Source organism: Sphingomonas sp. TZW2008 (assembly GCF_002117915.1).
Taxonomy (GTDB): Bacteria; Pseudomonadota; Alphaproteobacteria; order Sphingomonadales; family Sphingomonadaceae; genus Sphingomonas.
In genome coordinates this window covers 59,527-78,452 of sequence record NZ_BDJB01000011.1, presented here as the reverse complement: position 1 = coordinate 78,452, position 18,926 = coordinate 59,527, and the positions used below count along the sequence as shown (strand labels likewise).

Annotated in this window: 16 protein-coding genes; 9 read left to right on the top strand and 7 right to left on the bottom strand. The window is 66.3% G+C overall.

Translation table 11 applies throughout. From position 1 onward, the window contains the following. Window positions 1-160: 160 nt before the first annotated feature. On the top strand, window positions 161-472 hold the full coding sequence (locus B7L05_RS13855; protein ID WP_085810882.1) for a PadR family transcriptional regulator: 312 nt from the start codon (window positions 161-163) through the stop codon (window positions 470-472). Then, window positions 469-1,662: a hypothetical protein gene (locus B7L05_RS13850; RefSeq protein WP_085810881.1), complete on the top strand. Its 1,194-nt coding sequence runs from the start codon at window positions 469-471 to the stop codon at window positions 1,660-1,662. The genes B7L05_RS13855 and B7L05_RS13850 overlap by 4 nt, the downstream gene beginning before the upstream one ends. A gap of 325 nt (window positions 1,663-1,987) precedes the next feature. Here the strand turns inward: B7L05_RS13850 and B7L05_RS13845 are convergent, their stop codons facing one another. Together B7L05_RS13845 and B7L05_RS13840 are read right to left on the bottom strand one after the other, a co-directional pair. Beyond that, window positions 1,988-2,476, bottom strand: coding sequence for a group 1 truncated hemoglobin (locus B7L05_RS13845; protein WP_085810880.1), 489 nt, complete (start codon window positions 2,474-2,476; stop codon window positions 1,988-1,990). 26 nt (window positions 2,477-2,502) lie between these two features. Continuing rightward, on the bottom strand, window positions 2,503-3,336 hold the full coding sequence (locus B7L05_RS13840; protein ID WP_256926742.1) for a DUF3034 family protein: 834 nt from the start codon (window positions 3,334-3,336) through the stop codon (window positions 2,503-2,505). Between the two features lie 143 nt (window positions 3,337-3,479). Here B7L05_RS13840 and B7L05_RS13835 point away from each other — a divergent pair, with 143 nt between their 5' ends. Together B7L05_RS13835 and B7L05_RS13830 are read left to right on the top strand one after the other, a co-directional pair. Continuing rightward, window positions 3,480-4,088 (top strand): methylamine utilization protein, encoded by a 609-nt coding sequence (locus tag B7L05_RS13835; protein ID WP_085810879.1) that lies wholly within the window; start codon window positions 3,480-3,482, stop codon window positions 4,086-4,088. A gap of 58 nt (window positions 4,089-4,146) precedes the next feature. Next, entirely contained in the window at window positions 4,147-6,402 is a 2,256-nt protein-coding gene (locus B7L05_RS13830) for a bifunctional diguanylate cyclase/phosphodiesterase (RefSeq protein WP_256926741.1), read from the top strand. A 43-nt stretch (window positions 6,403-6,445) separates the two neighbouring features. On the opposite strand, the gene B7L05_RS13825 is transcribed toward B7L05_RS13830, so the two are convergent. Beyond that, window positions 6,446-7,528 carry a catalase family protein gene (locus tag B7L05_RS13825; protein ID WP_085810877.1) on the bottom strand — a complete coding sequence of 361 codons (1,083 nt, stop codon included), beginning with the start codon at window positions 7,526-7,528 and terminating at the stop codon, window positions 6,446-6,448. Between the two features lie 452 nt (window positions 7,529-7,980). Here B7L05_RS13825 and B7L05_RS13820 point away from each other — a divergent pair, with 452 nt between their 5' ends. The 5 genes from B7L05_RS13820 to B7L05_RS13800 all read left to right on the top strand — a co-directional run bounded on the left by B7L05_RS13820 (window position 7,981) and on the right by B7L05_RS13800 (window position 13,351). After that, on the top strand, window positions 7,981-8,448 hold the full coding sequence (locus tag B7L05_RS13820; RefSeq protein WP_085810876.1) for a sterol desaturase family protein: 468 nt from the start codon (window positions 7,981-7,983) through the stop codon (window positions 8,446-8,448). Continuing rightward, entirely contained in the window at window positions 8,448-9,182 is a 735-nt protein-coding gene (locus B7L05_RS13815) for a fatty acid desaturase (RefSeq protein WP_085810875.1), read from the top strand. Before B7L05_RS13820 ends, B7L05_RS13815 begins: the two co-directional genes overlap by 1 nt. A 320-nt stretch (window positions 9,183-9,502) precedes the next feature. Continuing rightward, window positions 9,503-9,913 (top strand): hypothetical protein, encoded by a 411-nt coding sequence (locus B7L05_RS13810; RefSeq protein ID WP_256926740.1) that lies wholly within the window; start codon window positions 9,503-9,505, stop codon window positions 9,911-9,913. 82 nt (window positions 9,914-9,995) lie between these two features. Next, a complete protein-coding gene (locus B7L05_RS13805) occupies window positions 9,996-12,209 on the top strand; it encodes a TonB-dependent siderophore receptor (protein ID WP_085810873.1) in 2,214 nt (737 codons plus the stop codon). Then, window positions 12,209-13,351 carry a PepSY domain-containing protein gene (locus B7L05_RS13800; RefSeq protein WP_085810872.1) on the top strand — a complete coding sequence of 381 codons (1,143 nt, stop codon included), beginning with the start codon at window positions 12,209-12,211 and terminating at the stop codon, window positions 13,349-13,351. Before B7L05_RS13805 ends, B7L05_RS13800 begins: the two co-directional genes overlap by 1 nt. A gap of 128 nt (window positions 13,352-13,479) precedes the next feature. On the opposite strand, the gene B7L05_RS13795 is transcribed toward B7L05_RS13800, so the two are convergent. From B7L05_RS13795 to B7L05_RS13780, 4 genes are all read right to left on the bottom strand, one after another. Then, on the bottom strand, window positions 13,480-14,277 hold the full coding sequence (locus B7L05_RS13795; RefSeq protein ID WP_144037301.1) for a hypothetical protein: 798 nt from the start codon (window positions 14,275-14,277) through the stop codon (window positions 13,480-13,482). A 446-nt stretch (window positions 14,278-14,723) separates the two neighbouring features. Continuing rightward, entirely contained in the window at window positions 14,724-15,776 is a 1,053-nt protein-coding gene (locus B7L05_RS13790; protein WP_085810870.1) for a zinc-binding dehydrogenase, read from the bottom strand. A 154-nt stretch (window positions 15,777-15,930) separates the two neighbouring features. Beyond that, a complete protein-coding gene (locus tag B7L05_RS13785) occupies window positions 15,931-16,656 on the bottom strand; it encodes an SDR family oxidoreductase (protein ID WP_085810869.1) in 726 nt (241 codons plus the stop codon). Beyond that, window positions 16,653-18,911 (bottom strand): hypothetical protein, encoded by a 2,259-nt coding sequence (locus tag B7L05_RS13780; protein WP_085810868.1) that lies wholly within the window; start codon window positions 18,909-18,911, stop codon window positions 16,653-16,655. The genes B7L05_RS13785 and B7L05_RS13780 overlap by 4 nt, the downstream gene beginning before the upstream one ends. Window positions 18,912-18,926 lie beyond the last annotated feature (15 nt).

Below are 18,926 nucleotides of genomic sequence, written 5' to 3'. Positions count from 1 at the left end.
CCGGACCAGGGGACGTGCCTTGTTCTTCCTGCCGCCACGTGCGCCATAGGCCCGGTCACCGCCTGTACGATCACGCTCGACCAGCTTGTGGCATTGCTTGGTCGCACCGCCTGTCTGAAAGACGGTTGACTTTAATTCTACATAGGTCGAGTTAACTCCCATGCCCCGCGCCCGCGCTCTTTCTGCACACGCCCGGACGATCCTCTCGGTCTTGCTCGATGCGAGCGGCCGATGGTCGCACGGCTACGAACTGGCGAAATTGGCGGGCGTAAAATCCGGCACGCTCTACCCGCTGCTGATCCGCCTCGAGGCGCAAGGGTATCTCGAGGCGGAATGGCAAGTGGCGAGCGAGGGCGGGCGCCCGCCGCGCCATGCCTATCGGCTGACGCCCAGCGGCGTGGCGCTCGCCCATGCCAATCCCCCGGATCTAATCGCGACCGCCGCCGCGCAGCCTCGCCCGGCGACGACGTGAGCATCGGCCCTGCCCCGGCGGGCCTGCGCCGCCGCCTCGCCGATGCCGCCTGCCGCGCGCTGCTCGCGGCCTTGCCGCCTGCGCAGCGAGCGTGGGGTCAGGCGATCCGCTGCGAAGTCTCGGCCATCGGCGACGATACCAAGGCGCTTCTTTTCGCCCTCGACAGCGCGCGCGGGCTTTTGCCCCGCGCGGCGGCAGCACGCCTTCGCCACTCTCTCGCCTCGCTGACCGGCGACGGCGCCACCCCCGTCGGAGATACCTTCGCCATGACCATTCTCGAAGCCGCGCTCCACCGGCCGCGCGCGGTCGGCATCGGCTGCGCCATCGGCGCCGTCGCGCTCGGCCTCGTCTACATGACGATCGCGGGAGCCCCGCCGCGGTATCTCGCGATCAACGCCGGCGCACTGCTGATCGGCCTGACGATGCTGGCGCTGCTCGGGCATGCGACACCGATGGCGCGGCGAGCGGCCGGCGGGCTGATCGTCGCGATCGGGGCGGCGCTGCTGGCCACGGCGCTGCTCGGCGCGCGCGCGGACGGCGCTGCGCGCTGGATCAGTCTGGGCGGGCTAACGATCCAGCCGACGTCGATCCTTGTGCCGGTGATGCTGGTCGTCTTCGCACGCACCCGCACCGTGTCGGCGACCGCGGGCGTCGCCCTCGCCGCGCTCGCCGTCGCCCTGCAGCCGGACCGGGCGATGGCCGGCATCCTCCTGCTTGGGCTTGCCGTGCTCGCGATCACCCGACGCGACCGCCTCATCGTCGCCGGGCTGATCGCCGCCGCGATCGCGTTCGTTGCTACGCTGGCGCAGACAGACACGCTGATCGCCGTCCCCTACGTCGACCAAATCCTCTATTCCTCGTTTGCCGTGCACGCCGGCGCAGGGCTGGCAATCTGGACCGGGCTCGCGCTGCTGCTGTTGCCGGCGATCCTGGGCTGGTGGCGGAACGACGGTGACCGCGGCACCTATGCCGTATTCGGCACGATCTGGCTCGCGACGATCCTGGCAGCCGCGCTCGGCAACTATCCGACACCCGTAGTCGGGTACGGTGGCAGCGCGATCATCGGCTATGTGCTCAGCCTCGTTGGTCTGCCTAAAGTCGCGACAGTGGCAACCGGTCGGGCATCGCGCACCCCAGACGTCCGGCGCGAGGAGCTGAGCGACCGACATTTGCGCATCGGCATCGCCTGATCGGCCAAAGATCGTCGGCCTGCGCAGGCGCCTTCCCAGTCCGGCGAACCGACCCTTTAGCCGGCGAGCGCCCGATCCGCCTGCTGCCGATGAAGCAGGACGGAGGAGTGATGTACTTCCCCGTCCTGCTTCCCCTACGAGCGGCCGTGATACGCAAGCCGCAGCCGACGCACTAGCGGCGCTGCGCTTAACGCGTGATGTCGTGTTCGTTGTCGGGCGTGCAGCTTCCGCGCGTGCCTGCCAGAGTTTCGCGCCGTGTTCGGCGGCGCACCGTTTCGATAGGAATCATTCCCGCCCGAACCAACCGATGGCGGGCGGCCGCGTCTCAACGCTCGACCACATCGCGGCGCATTGGCGCCAGTTTCGCCAGGAACCGGTTCTGGGCGGCAAAACCTACTCCCTCAGCGCGCATCGCCGCCTGGAGGTTCTCGACAAGGCGGTTCATGTCGCCCTGTTGGACACCCATGTTCTTGTGCGCGGCCTTCATATCGCGTCCCGTGTACGAGCAGCCGGCGTTGAGGATGTAGCAGAATTGCTCGAACAACGTACGCTTCAGGCGCACCTGATCCTGATTGGCGAAGATCTCTCCGATGCGGGGATCGGCGAAATTGCTCGCGACGAAACGCTCGACGATCCGGCGTATTCCTTCCTGCCCGTGAAAGGCACGTGCCATCGCTTCACCGGCGAACGGCGCGGCACCGGCGTTCGATGGATTGATCTCGTAGGGATCGACCGCTTGTTCGCCGGGCACGTGCTGCATGGCGGTGTTTTCGGGGGTAGCGGCGACGGCAAGAAGGATGGCGGCAATCAACATCAAGCAATCCTAAGGCAAAGAAGAGGTCAAAAGCTGCCCTGCGGCTGCACCAGCACGCCGCGCTGTTTCTCGAACGTCGCGATTGACCCAAGGTCGGCGTAGGCAACCGTGGCTGTGACATGCCTATTGACGCCGTATGCCACGAAGACGTCCGCCCAATCATCCTCGCGCGCTATCGCGAGGTTGTTCGGTTTGCTGCGATATTCCGCGCCGACGACGAGCCGGCGTGACAGCTGATAGGCAAGCGAGCCTTCGACCTGAAGCCGATGCGCATCACCCAGTGCGCCGCCATGGCCAAGGAGGCCGTTTTGGTTCGCTTTGGTCGCCCGAACGGTCGCGTTGGCGAGCAGCGACCAGTTTAGGAAAAGCTTGGTAGCGCTCACATAATAATCGGTCCCCGCGCTATTCTTCGCGCCGACCGCCCGGACAATAGCGTCGTCAAGGCTTTCCTTGTGCTGCACCCCGATGGCGATCGCCGGCATCCATGGCGCGCCATAGACGACATCGCCGGCCAAGCGCAGCTTTGCCCCAAAGACGTTCTGATCGAACTTGAAGTCGTTGCCGAGCCCCAGCGCGCCGCCAACCCGGTTGGTGTCGAACACCTGCCGGGCGAAGCTCACCTCTATGCGATCCCAGCCTCCGATCGCTGCCGAAAGGCTGGTGAAATCGTAATCGGGCAGCGCCGCGATCGTTGCACTCGCCTGTCCGCCGAAGCCGTCTTTCGTCGCATTACCCGCGATCACCGCCCAGGGCGTCAACCCGCCCCCCGCTGCGCCTTCGATCGAACCGATTCCGTTGGTCAGCAGCAGCTTGCCCGGCGCGCCGATATCCTGCGCGGCGGCGGGCGCCGCGATCAGCAATGCACAAATTACAGATGAACCGAAACGAGCCAGACAGCGCATGTGCCGCCAATTGACCGACATTGGTAAAAGCCACGCTAATCCGAACCATCCGATGTCGCGCCTTTAACGGGTGATTGACGCAATAGAGCGATAGACGCCGTATGAGGATCGTACCGCCCGCCATCGCCGCCGTGTTGCTGATCGTTCCTGCCACGGTCCAGGCAGGAACCGTCGCCATCCGTGTCGTCGACGCCGGTGGGCAACCTGTCCCCGATGCGGTCGTTACCCTCCATCCGGCCGCAGGTGTACCCACAGGCCCGATCCGCTTTCCCTGGGCCAGCACGATGGTTCAGAAGAACATCGCCTTCAATCCGGGCACGCTGATCGTGCCGGTCGGCGCGACGGTCGCCTTTCCCAATCAGGACAAGGTGCGCCATCACGTCTACAGCTTTTCCAAGCCGGCGCGGTTCGAGCTGAAGCTCTTCGGTCAGGATCAGAGCCGCTCCTTCACCTTCACGACCCCGGGCACCGTTGCGCTTGGCTGCAACATCCACGATGCGATGTCGGGTTTCATCCGGGTAGTCGACACCCCGTTTGCCGACAAAACCGGTGCGGAAGGAACCACGCGGATCGCCAACGTGACGGGCGGGCGGGCACGACTGACGATCTGGCATCCGCGTCTGAAGGCCAAGCAGAACGAAGCGGTATTCGCGCTCGACGTGCCGGCGACGGGCGAAATCGCCAAGCGCATCACCGTGGTTCTCCGGTAAGCGGATGTCCGGCCTCACCGCACCGCTGCGGCGTGCCACGGCCGTGGCGCGCGGTTCGTTGTCGACCAAGCTGACGCTGTTCTACAGCCTGCTGTTCGCCATGGCGGTTGCGCTGATCCTCGTCGGCGCGAAGACGGGGATCAGCCGCAACGCCGAACACATGATCCGCAGCGAGATGGCAGCCAGTGCCAAGGTGTTCGATCAAGTCGCAGCGATGCGCTACGCCCAGCTGGGCGACGCGAGCACGGTGCTTGCCGGCGATTTCGGCTTCCGCAGCGCGGTGGCGACCGATGATGCGCCGACGATCGGCTCTGCGCTCGATTCGCTCCGCAGCCGATTGCAGCTCGATCAGGCGTTCTTCGTCAGCGTGGACGGTACGGTGATCGGCTATCGCGGCCAATTGACGGCCAGCGATACCGACGAGTTGCTGAGCGCGCTGCAGGACGGCCGCGCGCGCGGCGTGCTGCGCATCGGCAAAACGCGTTTCAATGCCGCCGCTTCTCCGGTGAAGGCGCCTGTGACGTTCGGCTGGGTCGTCTTCGGCAACGCGCTCGACGCGCGCGAGATGGCACAGCTGGGCAAGCTTTCGCCGATCGATCTCGCGCCGCGCATCGTCCCCGCCGCGACGCTGACGACTACCGAGCGCAGTGGTGCGACGAGCGAGCGCGATGCCCACGGTGAGCGGATCCTTCGTCAGGCATCGCCGATCGCCTCGTTCCGCCGCGACGAGCCGCAGATGCTGCTGCTGCAGCACAGTGTAACGAAAGCACTGAACGATTACCGGCCGATGCTGTGGCTGCTGCTCGGCTGCGGCATCATCGGCGTCGTGCTGGCAGGGGCAGGCAGCTTTCTCTTGGCACGGCGTATCACGCGTCCGATCATCGTGCTGAAGACGGCGGCGATGCATGTCGCCAAGGGCGACTATACCCAGGTCGCGGTGACCACCGACGACGAGCTGGGCGATCTTGCGGTGAGCTTCAACCAGATGGTCGACGATATCGGCGCGCGCGAGCGGCAGATCACCCACATGGCGCTGCACGACGGTCTCACCGGCCTCGCCAATCGCATCCTGCTGCGCGAGCATCTGTCGGCTACCTTCGGCCGCATCGGCAATGGTCGGCGCCAGGCGCTCTTCTGCCTCGATCTCGACCAGTTCAAGGTTGTCAACGATACGCTAGGCCACCCGACCGGCGATGCCTTGCTGTGCGAAATCGCGCGGCGCCTTGGCACCTTTGCCGGTTCCGGCTTCGTCGCACGGCTCGGGGGTGACGAGTTCGCCCTCGTCCTGTCCGAAGATCATCGCACCTTCGATCGCCTGGCGCATGAGCTGATCCGGATGGTCGCCGAACCCTGTATCGTCAACGGCCACCGCATCGTCCCGGGAACCAGCGTCGGCATAGCCATCCTGGGCGACGACGGCTCGGATCCGGTAACGCTGGCGAAGAACGCCGATCTTGCGTTGTACCGCGCGAAGCATGATGGCCGCGGTGGCTATCGCTTCTTCGAGGCCGCAATGGATGCGGAGGCGCGCAAGCGCCGGCAGATGGAGCTCGATCTGCACGACGCGATCGCGCTTGGCCAATTGTCGCTGATGTTCCAGCCGCTGTTCGACCTGTCCGAAGCGCGCGTCACCGCCTTCGAGGCGCTGCTGCGCTGGAACCATCCGGTGCGCGGCCTCGTCCCGCCACTGGAATTCATCCCCCTGGCGGAGGACACCGGACTGATCGTGCCGATCGGTGAATGGGTGATCCGCGAGGCGTGCCGGGTCGCGCGCGCGTGGCCCGAGCACGTTCGGGTGGCGGTCAACGTGTCACCGGTGCAGTTCCGCAATCCAGGTCTCGCGGCCGTCATCCTGCAGGCGCTGTCGGAGAGTGGGCTGCCGCCACAGCGCCTCGAGCTCGAGATCACCGAAAGCCTGTTCATCGACAATCCGGCGGCGACCCTCGCCTCGCTTCACAGTCTTCGCGCTTTGGGTGTCAGGGTAGCACTCGACGATTTCGGCACCGGCTATTCGTCGCTGAGCTATCTGCGCGCCTTTCCATTCGACAAGATCAAGATCGACCGCAGCTTCATCATCGATCTGCTCAACGGCGATGGGGCGACCGCCATCATCAAGTCGATCACCACCTTGGCCGAAGCGCTGGGGATGGAGACGACCGCCGAAGGTGTCGAGACGTCGGATCAACTCGACATCCTGCGCGAGCAGGGATGCAGCCACATCCAGGGATATTATTTCAGCAAGCCGATATTCGAAAGGGATGTCAGGCGCATGCTCGACGACGCGCACCAGGGGATGACGCGTTTGTCGGCATAGCCGCTATCCCGCGCCCCGCTACCGGCGTGCCCGGGTACCCTGATCAAGGATCGATGCCGGCGGGCTCATGATAGGGGCAGCGGTTCACGCGGGCACGATAATCGGCGGAATGGCGGTAGGTCGCATTGCGCGCGCGATTGATGTTGCCGAGCGGTTGGTGCGCCGCGAGGCCGGTCCAGATCGAGAAGCGCGTCTGCTCGTCGATCGCGTGCACCTGTGCGGGATCCCAGCTGTCCTGCGCCGGCACGCGCAGAACGGCGACGCGCTGGAACGGCGACACCTCCTCGTCCCACGCGACGGTCGGATCCTCAATCGGCTGCTTCTCGAGATCGCGGCACAGCTGGACCTCGAAAGCCCATTCGGCATCGAGCCTCGCCATTTCGGCCCGAAGGTCCGTGCGGATGGCGTCGGGCCGATCCGCGGCATCGACGATCCGGCCTTTCAGTGCGATCTGCTCCGCCGTGATCGGAACGAGCCGGTATTTTGCGACATGGTCGCCCCACCGATACGGCGTCACGGAATGATAGGTCTCGCCGAGCGGGTCGACGTTCGGCGCGCCGCCCAGCGTATCGACCGTGGGACTCGACGTGCCGAACGTCTCCAGCGCGTTGTGAACGCCGCGCAGCGCCGATGACAGCACTTCCTTGGTACCCTCCAGCCGGTCGGTCGTCCGCGCGAGCATCTTGACGTTACGCAGAAAGGCCCCCGCGTCCTTGGCGACGAACACTTCGCCGTTGTTGGTCACGAAATCCTGTGCGCTCCCCTCCGCTCCCGGCAGCCGCTCTCCCGTCACGCCGAGCACCTTGATTGCCAGCCCGCGCGGCAGACTGATCGTGTCCGGAAGAATGTCGCCCGCGTTCGTCGAGGTCCGTATCAATGCCGCGTAGCGGGCGGGTGAGGCGAAGAGACCCTGGGCAAGCTCGGACGGCAGGTCAGCCGCCACGATGAACTCGCCCTTCATCACGCCGTGTGCCTTGGCGTGCACGGATCGTACCGCACGCCCATAATCCTCGGTGGTTTTCTCCAGAATGACGTCGAACGCGTCACATAGCTGCCGGACGATGTCCGCCTCGTCGGGCTGCTGCTGCTCGAGTTCGGGGGAGAAGCGGATCGGTGCCTTGATCATCGGGGAAGCCTTTCCGGTATGGATCGACCACGAGGTGAACAACGGCCGCCCGAGCCGTCAGCGCCCGGACCAGACGAAAGAACAGCCCGTGCGATCACGCGCCACCGAAGGGAAGCTAGTATGCGCCTCCCTGGTCTCTGCGGGCTCCTAACGACCGGGCGGCGCTGCGCGTTGCGGTACGAAAGTAGACCAAGTTCCTAGGCGTCTGCCTGGTTCGCCCCGGCATCCGAGCCGACGGTTCTGGCGGCCGTTATTGCAACGCTCCGCGCGATTTCCCATTTCGATGCGGGCACGGTGGCGAACCTGCTTCTTGCGATGGGTTTGCGTATCCCGGCTTGTTGGCTGCCGGCCGAAGGCTGCTGTCGCAGGCTGATGCGGTGGCTGTACGCGCGTGCTAGAGACGCGCCGCGTACGACGCCGGTCATGGCCGCACCTACGCCCCGAGGAAGAGCATGAGTTGGTACGAAAAACTGCTGCTGGTTCTGGCCATGGTGCTGTTCATGGAGATGTTCGCCTGGGCGACGCACAAATACGTCATGCACGGATGGGGTTGGGGCTGGCACCGTTCGCATCACGAGCCGCATCACGGCGCATTTGAACGTAACGATTGGTACGCGGTCACTTTTGCCGCGATCGTCGTCGCGCTGTTCGTCCTTGGAACCTGGTGGGAACCGGTCTGGTGGATGGCACTCGGGATCACCGTCTACGGCGCGATCTACGCCTTCGTCCACGACATGCTCGTCCATCAGCGGTTTGGCCTGCGCTGGGTGCCGCGGCGCGGCTACCTCAAACGGCTGCATCAGGCGCACCGGCTTCACCATGCGGTAAAGGGCAAGGACGGCGGCGTCAGCTTCGGCTTCCTTTTCGCACCCGATCCTGCCCGGCTGAAGCGCCGGCTCGCCGAACGCGCCGAGCGGTGATGCGGAGTCGAAGGGATGACACTCGGCGCGGACTGATCCTCGCCGGCGCGATTGGCGCCGCCTGGGCTGCGGTGCACATCGGTGGCATCTTTTTCTGGCGCTGGAGCCTTGCCGGTGCACTGCTGGCGCCGATAATGGTCATCGCGCAGGCGTGGCTCAGCACCGGGCTGTTCATCATCGCGCACGATTGCATGCACGGATCGCTGGCGCCGGGGCGGGCGCGGCTGAACAGAAACGTCGGGACGATCTGTCTGGCCGCCTATGCCGGTCTGTCCTACGGCGCATTGCTCCCCAAGCATCATGCACATCACGCTGCCCCGGGTACGGCGACCGATCCCGATTTCCACGCTGCCGCGCCGCGCCGCGCGCTGCCGTGGTTCGGCGCCTTCTTCCGCAATTACTATACGCACGGTCAGATCGTGCGGATAACGCTGGCAGCGACGGTGTACATGTTGCTCGGCGCGTCGCTCCTCAACATCGTCGTCTTCTGGGCGATCCCGGCGCTGCTCGCCCTGGGGCAATTGTTCGTCTTCGGCACGTATCTTCCGCACCGCCACGACGACCAGCCCTTCGCCGATTCGCACAATGCGCGCAGCAACACGCTGCGGCCACTGGTGTCGCTGATGACCTGCTTTCACTTCGGCGCTTATCATCACGAACATCATCTCAGCCCTGGCACGCCATGGTGGCGGCTGCCGGCCTTCCGGCGCGAGAGACTGTCGCCGCAGCGATAGCCGCGACGATAGACTGGATGGCTTCGGCAAAGTCGCTGGCCCGATAACCTCCGGCACCGGATCATCCTGCAAATGCGATGATGCATCAGCTGCGGCACGGCAATCGATCCCTGGATCCGGTGGGCGCGCGTGCCGACGCGCTGCGCACCACAGTGAAGTGCCCTTGCTGAGCGGGTGCCGAAGGTGCGTGTCCCGGCTGACTGGCAATGCGCGCCGGCGGCCGCCGGGTAGCGTGCCCGTCACCTGATCTCCTTCCGCTTGATCTGGGTGAGGCGGATTGTCCAAGTGACACCCCTTGCTCGCAACGGTAGTCGGCTCCGGTGCGTTTGATCCGGCACCTTCTTGCGCAACGCCGCCTCGCCATGCTGATCTGTGCGGCGACGCTGCTGCTGAAAGTCGTGATCCCCACCGGCTACATGATCGGTGTCGACGATGGGCGGATCGCCATCACGCTTTGCGCCGGCACCGCGGCGCCTACGGCGATGACGGACATGCCGGGAATGCACGGTGCCATGCCCGATCATGGCAAACCGACTGATCACGGCAAGGCGGAGATGCCCTGCGTCTTTTCCGTCCTTTCCGCCGCGATGCTCGCCGCGATCGATCCCCTACAGCTTGCCGCGCTGATCGCGTTCATCCTGTCGACGGGCGTGATCGCGGCGCGCCCGCCGGTTCTTGCCCGCGCACCGTTCCTGCGCCCACCGCTGCGCGGACCACCCGCTTCCCTTTGACCTCTCGATCGCGCGCCGCTTCGTCCGGTGCGACCATGAATCACGGCCGGCGCCTCGCGCTCGGCCGGTCAAAGGTATTGCCATGTTCCCAAAGATCTCACTGGCGGGCGCCGCCGCGTCGTGCCTGCTACCGACCGCGCCCGTCGCGGCGCAAAGCCGCGACAGCCTCCCCGACCGCGTCGATTCAGCGATCGTCGTCACCGGCCAGCGCGATCCGCTGAAGCTCGACGCTCAGGCGCGTGCGAGCAGCCGTCTCGCGCTGTCGATCCGCGAGACGCCGGCAAGCGTCGAGGTGCTGACGCAGGACGATCTCCAAGTCCGCGGTCTTCGCACCGCGCGCGAGGCGTTCAACGACGTGGTGGGCGCGATCGCCGGCAACGTACCCGGCAATCCGGCCGTCGTCAGCTTGCGCGGCTTCGCTGGCAACACCGTGTCGATCCTTCAGGACGGCGTGCGGATTTCAACCTCGACCGTCGTTCAACGCGATAGCAATAACTGGCACTACGACCGGATCGAGGTGCTGAAGGGGCCAGCCTCGGTTCTCTACGGCGAAGGCGCACTGGCCGGGGTCATCAACAAGGTGACGCGCAAGCCGGTCTTCGGCGAACGCCACCTCGATACGCTGCTGTCGGTCAGGAGCTTTGATACGGTGTTCGTAGCCGGTGGGGTGAACCTGCCGGTATCGTCGACGATCGCGGTGCGGGCAGACGCCAGCTACCAGCGGTCGGACAGCCTGTACGACGTCGACAACAACGACACCTTCTCGGCCGGGTTAACCGCGAGCGTGCTGTGGAAGCCGAGTGATCGGCTGTCGCTGCTCGTCGCCGTCGATCATTTCGAGGATCGCTACGACGCCACCTATCAAGGATTGCCGCTAATCCCCGGCCACTATGCGCTACGCCCGACCGATGCCGTCACGACGGCGAACGGCCTGGTCGCCGATCGCGCGCTGCGCCGGCGTAACTACAACCCCCAAGGTGCCTATTCCGGTGCTGACGAGACCACCGTGCGGTCGCGGCTCGACTGGGCAGTCGGCAGCGGGTGGACCGTCGCGCTCGACCTGACCGGCTACACCGCCGATCGCGCGTTCCTGTTGGCGGACAGCCAAACCTTCGCCGCGCCCACAGTGGCCTTTCCGGGCGGCAGCTTCCGCCAGAGCTATCAGGATTTCAGGCACGATCACCAGTTCTGGAACGCGCGCGGGGTGATCGGCAACGACAGCCGGATCGCTGGGCTGCGCAACCGCTTCAGCCTGGGCGTCGAGTATAACGACACCGACTTCACCAGCCTGCGGCAACAGGCCCCGGTGACGGCGCTGCCCGCCGTGGACGTACGAAATCCTGCCGTCGTACCGCTGCCGACAGGATCGGCGATCTTCACCACCACCAACGTGACGTTCGATTCCAGGCTGAAGCAGACGTCGGTATTCGCGGAGGATGCGCTGAACCTGACATCCAAATGGCTGCTGGTGGGCGGATTGCGCTGGGATCACATCGCGCTCGACCGGACGACGATACAGAACGCGACCGGCGCGGCCGATCGCAACAGCCCGACCTTCGATCCCCTGTCGTGGCGCACGGGCACGACGTGGGACGTGACACCGGGCATGACGCTCTACGCGCAATATACGACGGCCGTATCGCCCGTGTCCTCGATCCTGCTGGCGTCGATCGCCAACAGCCGCTTCCGGCTGACCAAGGGCCGCGCCTACGAGGCCGGGTTCAAGGCGACCGCATGGGGCGGGCGGGCGAGCGTCACCGGCGCGGCCTACCGGATCGAGCAGCGCGATATTCTGACGCGCGATCCGAACAACCCGACGCTGACGGTGCAGGGCGGACGGCAATCCTCGCAAGGCATCGAACTGTCCGGCGTCGTCACGCCCATCAAGGCGCTGCGCCTGTCGGGCGGCGTCTCCTACACCGACGCACAATATGACGAACTGTCCGAATTGGTGGGCGGCGTTCGGCTCGATCGGAGCGGCAACCGCCCGATCAACATCCCCTCGACCACCGTGAACGCCTCGGCGCTCTATACCATCGCCGACAAGGTGACCGTGGGCGGGTTCCTGCGTCACGCCAGCGCCTTCTACACCGACACGGCCAATACGATCCGCGTCGACGGGCATATTGTGCTGGATGCCAGCCTCTCGTTCCCGGTCGCACCCCAAGCAACTCTGACGCTTCGTGGTCGAAACCTGACCGACGCCTTCTACGGCGAATATTCGGGCTATCCGACCACCAACGTCTACATCGGCGCACCGCGATCTTTCGAGATCACGCTGGCAACGCGCTTCTGATGGGCGCGTACGGCCGCTCTTCAGCCTCGCGCGCGCGGCTGCTCGTGCAGCGCGTCCATCTGTGGCTGGGCCTGGGTATCGGTCTGCTGTTCGCGGTGCTCGGCCTCACCGGGTCGGCGCTGGTGTTCTACACCGACATCGATGCCGCGCTTCACCCGGTGGTCGAGGCCGGTCGGAGCGATGGTGCGCCCGGCCTCGCCTCGCCCGTATGGGATCGTGCGCTGGCGACGGGACGCGCCCGCTGGCACGATCCTGCCGGCAAATGGACGATCGAGGTAACCGGCGAAGGGGGCGCTATTCCGGCGCGCTTCTATCCCTCGTCCGGTCACGGCCACCACGCCGCGCGCGTGATGGTGTGGTTTTCGCCCGATGGTCGTCGTATCGTTCGCGCCGAACCATGGGGCGGCTATCTGATGAGCTGGCTTTACCAGCTCCACATGGCGCTGCTCGCCGGCGATGTCGGCGGCCAGGTGGTAGGCTGGTCGGGCATCGCGATGCTGGTGCTGTTGACGAGCGGACTGGTGGCGTGGTGGCCGCGCGGAAGCTGGCGCAAAGCGATGGCTTTCAAGCGCGATGCAGCGCCGTCCCGCCGGCTGCGCGATCTTCACAAGCTGTTCGGGCTGTGGAGCCTGGCGCTCCTGTTCGCGCTGGTCGGGACCGGCGTATTGCTGGCGCTACCGGCCGTCACCCAGGCGATAGTGCGGCCCGCTGCCATCCCGACGCCGGCATCCCACGGCGACCACGGCGGCCGCATCCGGATCACGGAGGCGCTCGACGCGGCGCACCGCGCGCTGCCCGACGGCCGGATCGTGTTCTTCGAGGTGCCCGGAGCTCCAGATGCCGCGATCAGGGTGCGTCTTCGGGTGCCGGGCGATCCGCATCGGCGCTTCCCTGGTAGCTACGTCTTCCTCGACCAGTTTTCGGGCCATGTCTTGGCCGTTCACGATATCCGCCGCGCCGGCAGCGGAACGGCCGTGAGCGGCTGGATCAGGCCGATACACGACGGAACGATTGGCGGCCTGCCGACCCGTCTCATGGCGGTCGTGCTAGGCTCGGCACCCGCACTGCTTTTCGTCACTGGTATGCTTCGCTGGGCACGCCGGCGCAGAGGGGCCAACTCCTTTTCACGTGGGGCCGCATAGCGTTGGGCACCAAATGGAATCGGGCAGGTGCGAGGCGGTTGATCCGGTGAACTGCACGGTCAGGATGTAACATGCGTATTTGACATCCATCCGCGAACACGCGTCTGCCTCCCCCGGCTCGCCGCCGGTCAACGGGGCGAGGGAGCCACGGGATCTGGCGCGTCGCCCAGCGCGGGAGCCGGCGCTGGCTGAGTGTCGGCTATAACCGCCTCCTGACCGTCCAGCGTCGCGACCACGGCGGGTGGCGTCACCACTGCAGGCTCGTCGATGGTTCGCACGATCTGCGGCGGAACCACCGGTGGCGGCGCTGGCTGGTAATAGTCGCGCCACGCGTCATAGGCTGCGTAGAAGTCGACGAACGGCCGATCGAGCCGAAGCAGCGCGCCGCGCGCAAACGACGGCAGATCGTCGTCGGCGACTTGCCCTACCTTGGCGACTTCCTCGCGCGCCACCGCGCAAAAGGCGGCGCGCATCGCGGGCTGCGCGTAGAAGTTGTAGATGCGGGTCTGATTGTCGTCATAGACCCGTTGCCAGTCCCACCATCCCGGCGTCTGCCATTCGCGGATGTAAGCCTGGTAATAGCGGTCGATCGCTGCACCACGCGTTCTGAGCCACGTGTTGTAATGATCGATGACACCGCCCCCCGCCTGGTCGCACCCGAGCGCGGCGACGTTCAACGCGTTGCGCAGATGCCAGACGGCGGCCTGATCAGTATTGTCGAGGTTGGGGGTGAAATACTTGCCGTCGGCCCGTTTGGTCGGGCTCTTCATCCCGATATAGCCACCCGCCGGCATAACCGGCGGCGGCGGCGGAAGCGTCGCGACGACGGGCGGCGGCTGCACGGGAGCGGGCGGCGTGACGCAGCCGGCGAGCGTGAACGCCAGTCCGCCGGACAGGAACCAAAGGCGGGCAGAATATGGTGTCATCGTCTCGCTCAAGGCTTTGGGCTCGTCGCGCCTAGTCCGCCTCAGATGAACAGCAGGAGAATGGCTGATCTGCTTTTCTTCTGCTTGCCGCTCAGGCGATCGGCTCGCCCGACACATGGCCTGGCAAAGGAAATTTCGCGCGAAAGAGCCCATACGCGCCCACAACGCGCGAACCGATGAAAAGCACCTGGGCGCCGATCTGTTTCAGCTACAGCGCCCCGTGAACCCACCGTTCGGCAAGGTTGCCACACCTTCTCCCCGAGTAGCCGATAGCGAGATCGCGATGCCGCCACGGCGCACACTCGCGAGCGGCACGACAGCGTCTCATCCATTGCGGTTAGTGTTGCTAACCTTACGATCAGCGAAGCACGGCCGTCACACGTCACAGCCTTCTGGGAACACATGCGGCGGAAATCGCCGTCGCGCACCGTACTCCCCCTGGCCCGCTAAACGTCCAGACAGACGAAGATCGCGCCGGTTTCCTCCTTCGCCTGCGCGACGTCGAACGCCTCGTTGATCCGGTCGAGCGGGAAGCGATGGGTGATCAATGGATCGGTGCGCAGCTTGCCGCGCGCGAGCAGCTCCAGCACTTCGGCCTGCTCGGCGTAGATGTCGTGAAAGGCGAAGCTCGCCGTCGGGATCAGCGCGATCTCGGACATCTGGATGCGCTGCCACTCGAGTGCGATGCTCGTCTCACCGGCGTCGAACCCGCCGACGATGACGACCTTGCCGCCGCGACGGACGAGCCGTGTCGCCAACGGCAGCGTCTCTGGCATCGAGGTGCCGCCGGCGCATTCGAACACCACGTCGGCGCCGCGACCGTCGGTCAGCCCCTGCACCGCCGCGACTACGTCTTCATGGTCGGACCGGATCACGCGATCGGCACCCAGCTCCCGTGCCACGTCGAGCGAGTGCGCGACCGTATCGACGATCGCGACATCGGCGCCGCTGGCCTTGGCGAGCATCAGCTGCCCGAGCCCGATCGGCCCCGCGCCGATGATCGCCACCTTGGCGTTGATCGTCAGCCCCGAGAGATGCTGCGCGTGGAGGCAGGCGGCAAAGGTATCGAGCAGCGCCGCGTCCTCGAACCCGATGTGGTCGGGCAGCGGGTAGAATTTGTGCTGCGGCCCGACAACATATTCGGCGTAGGCACGCGACACGCTGGCGCGACGTGTCGGGTAGAGATCGGGGCAGCGGTTGTACTGCTGCACGCGGCACCAGTCGCAGTGGCCGCAGCCGAGCACCGATTCGATCAACACGCGTTCGCCGTTCGCGACCCGCGTGACACCGGGGCCGACCTCGACCACCTCGCCGGCGAGCTCGTGACCCATGATGCAGCAGTGCAGCTCGGCCTCCGGCTTCTTCCAGTGCCGCAGATCGGTGCCGCAGATGCCGGCGACCCGCACCCACGCCCCGACCCACTCGTCGCCACCGAGCACCGGATCGTCGACCTGATCGACGCTGAAACGCCCGTCCGCCGTCTTAAGTGCAGCCTTCATGCGATCACTCCAGGAACAGCGGCGCCCGGTTTTGGCGAAACGCAGGGGGTATCGAGGAATGCGCTCGGGGCCTCTACCGCAAGCGAGCCGAGGCCGAGATCGTGCGAATACCGCGTGCGCGCGACCGACGTACGACCCGCGTCGGCGAGCGCGATCACGTCAGCGTCTGCAGGCGCGGCTCGATCCGCAGGCTCACCACGTCGGCGCGATGTGGACGGGTGAGGATGAACGCGACCGCCTCGGCGATATCCTCCGCGCGGAGCATCTCCTCGCGCGCGATCATCGCGCGCTGTTCGTCGTCGTCGGGCTCTTGCATGTCGGACCCGACGGTACCCGGCTCTACCAGACTGACGCGAACCCCGCGCTCCGCCACTTCCTTGCGCAGCGTTTCCGCGAACGCCTGCAGCCCCGCCTTGGTGGCGGAATAGACGCTCTCGCCGGGTGCGTGGATCTCGGCGCTGATCGATCCGACGATGACGACCTGTCCTTCACCCGCCAGAAAGCGCTGAAGCGCGCCGCGCGTGCAGGCGAGCGCCGCCGTCAGATTGACGTCGATGACGTAGCGCCAATCGTCGTCCGCCATCGCGTCGATCGGCTCGGCACCAAGTGCCGCGTTCGACACCAGGATGTCGAGCCCGCCGAGCGTCTCGTCCGCCGCGGCGAAGATGCGGGCGATGTCGGCGCGCTCGCCGAGATCGGCGGTCAGCCCGTGGAGCTCGCCGCCAAGCGCGCGGGCAGCGCCCAGCGCCTCTTCGAGCGAGTCAGGGTCGCGCCCCATCGTCAGCACGCGGGCGCCCGCGCGCGCGAACAGCAGCAGCATCGCGCGGCCGATCCCGGTCGTCCCGCCGGTCAGCAGGATGCGCTTGTCCTTCAGGGTCATGCCTCGTCGCTCCAGGTCAGCACTACCTGGCCGTTGGCAGGCAGCAGATATTCGATGCGGTCGTCGGCGACGAGGTGCGGACGCACGGCGTCGCCGCCCGCCAGCGTCACCTTGCACGTCGGCAGCGGCGCGCGACCGCGCCGCACCACCGCCAGCAGCGCGGTGCAGCTGTCACCCCCCACCAATCGCAGGCTGCGCGCGCACTCGCCGGTGCGTTCGTGCGCGACGAGCAAGTGGTTGCAGTAAAGCTCGAACGCCGCGCCCTCGACGCGGTGGAACGCACGCGCGGTGAGTGCGAAAGCCGCGCCCGCGCCGTAGACCTCCTGCCCGACCTGCCCCATTGGCTGGCCGTCGGCGTAAAGGTCCTCGACCGGAAAGGAGAGCTTGTGATCGACGTGGCCGTTGCGCCACTCGGTCGCGACGATCTCCGCCGGCACCGCGTCCGGGAAATAATACCAGCCGCGGTGCAGCACGTACTTGCAATATTCGGTGACGAGCATCCGCGCGGCGGGATCGAGCTCCGGCCCGCTATCGAGCAGGAAGCGCTCCCAGCCCACGAAGCTGTCGAAACACTCGTACATCGCCATGTACGGCGCATCGTGCAGCGCGGTGGCGCCGAGGAAGTTGCTGTAGTGTTCGGCGTGCTCGATCCGCGATTCCCAGATCTCGCAATTGTGGAGGAACGACGCGAGGTAGACGTAAGCTTGCTCGCGATAATCGGGCCGCTGCGTGATCCGCCACAGCCGCATGCACGCGGCCGCGCCCCAGGCGGTGAGATTCGCCTGATACTCGAGCTCGAAACGCATGCCCTTCGCCGCGTCGATCGCCGCGCGCGCCTCGTCGAGAAAGCGCTGCTCGCCCGTCAGCTCGAAGCCCAGCAGCATGACGTACGCGTAGAAGCCGCCGACGTCGGTCTGCCCGTGCGTCTCATCGCCGCGCTTGGCGGTGATGACGGTGAAATCCTGCACATTGTACTGGATCGGCCAGAGATAGTCGAAATGGTGCGCAGCGCGGATGCCGAAATCGACCGAGCGAAGGAACAGGTCGCGGGCCCACTCCTCGCCCAGCAGCGCGAGCTGCGCGAGGTTGCGCAACGGATGATACAGATACCAGCTGTCGACCGCGTCGGCGTCCTTGTCCTTGCCGACGTTTGGGAGGTAGCGGCGCAGCGTCTCGAGCTTGGAATCGTAGAATTTCGCCATCCCTGCCGCGAGCTCGCCGGCCAGCGGCACCGGCTCGCCGCGCCAGCCGGCATATTCGAACAATGCCGTCGCGACCGCCATCTGCACCATCGAATCGGGATATTCAGCATCAGTGTAGGGCCGGATGTAGCGATGGCCGTAGGCGGCGCAGGTTGCGACCGGCGCCCGGTCGAGATCCTTGAGCGTCCGATCAGCACGCGCGCGCCAGTCGCGATAGATGACCGCCGGATGATGCATGGCGGTGTACGCCTCGCCGAGCATCTGGACGAACTGGCGCGCCCGCTCCTGCTCGCTCTGCGCGGCCAGATCGCGCAGCACGACGATCGCGTCGGACAGCATCACCTCTTCGCCCTTCGGCAGCGGATTGAACGGCGGCGTCCCACTCTGCGGCGGGGTCGGCGGCAGATAGCCGAGCTCGGGCCACTCGCCGCCGACGGCACCCATCGGCGCGGTCTTGGTGGCGCGGAAATACTCGTTCAGCGCGGTCAGATCCTGCACGTAGAGCACGTGGCCAAAGGCGGGTTCGTCGAGCGCGAAGTAGATGAGGCCGGTATTCGGGCCCCGCTGCGCCGCGTCGACCCGGCCGGTCGTGCCGAGCGGATCGTCGTTCGCGTCGAGCGGAAACACGTCGCGCGGCAGGAAGGGGACGAGCAGCGGCGCGGCCGGGACTAGCCAGCTTCGCACCCGCAGACGCTGCAGGTCGGCGCCGGTTCCTTCCAGCACGATGCGGTGACGGCCGATCGGGCTCTCCGCTTCGAGCCGCAGCACCTCGCCCGGCGCGCGCTTGACGCGGCGGACGCGCGCGAAGCCGCCGGGAACATAGGCCGCGCGTACCGCCAGGCCGCCACGTCCGGGGCGGCGCACGATCGCCCAGATCGAGTCGTGCCCCTCGCCGACCTCCACGGTGAAAACGCCCAGCGCGAAGTCACCCAGCCGCCGCAACCCGCGGGCAAGCTCGTCACGCAGCGACAGCGCGTGCAGGCTCGCGCCGCGGTCGGGCGATGCGATGGACGCTCCCTGATCCTGTTCCTTGCGCGCGTCGACTACCGCCATGCTGCCTCCTTGCTG

Bases quoted from the DNA above. Each gene is read 5' to 3' on its own strand.
- B7L05_RS13855 (WP_085810882.1), top strand. From the start codon at position 161: ATGCCCCGCGCCCGCGCTCTTTCTGCACACGCCCGGACGATCCTCTCG.
- B7L05_RS13845 (WP_085810880.1), bottom strand. From the start codon at position 2,476: ATGTTGATTGCCGCCATCCTTCTTGCCGTCGCCGCTACCCCCGAAAAC.
- B7L05_RS13835 (WP_085810879.1), top strand. From the start codon at position 3,480: ATGAGGATCGTACCGCCCGCCATCGCCGCCGTGTTGCTGATCGTTCCT.
- B7L05_RS13825 (WP_085810877.1), bottom strand. From the start codon at position 7,528: ATGATCAAGGCACCGATCCGCTTCTCCCCCGAACTCGAGCAGCAGCAG.
- B7L05_RS13820 (WP_085810876.1), top strand. From the start codon at position 7,981: ATGAGTTGGTACGAAAAACTGCTGCTGGTTCTGGCCATGGTGCTGTTC.
- B7L05_RS13815 (WP_085810875.1), top strand. From the start codon at position 8,448: ATGCGGAGTCGAAGGGATGACACTCGGCGCGGACTGATCCTCGCCGGC.
- B7L05_RS13805 (WP_085810873.1), top strand. From the start codon at position 9,996: ATGTTCCCAAAGATCTCACTGGCGGGCGCCGCCGCGTCGTGCCTGCTA.
- B7L05_RS13800 (WP_085810872.1), top strand. From the start codon at position 12,209: ATGGGCGCGTACGGCCGCTCTTCAGCCTCGCGCGCGCGGCTGCTCGTG.
- B7L05_RS13795 (WP_144037301.1), bottom strand. From the start codon at position 14,277: ATGACACCATATTCTGCCCGCCTTTGGTTCCTGTCCGGCGGACTGGCG.
- B7L05_RS13790 (WP_085810870.1), bottom strand. From the start codon at position 15,776: ATGAAGGCTGCACTTAAGACGGCGGACGGGCGTTTCAGCGTCGATCAG.
- B7L05_RS13785 (WP_085810869.1), bottom strand. From the start codon at position 16,656: ATGACCCTGAAGGACAAGCGCATCCTGCTGACCGGCGGGACGACCGGG.
- B7L05_RS13780 (WP_085810868.1), bottom strand. From the start codon at position 18,911: ATGGCGGTAGTCGACGCGCGCAAGGAACAGGATCAGGGAGCGTCCATC.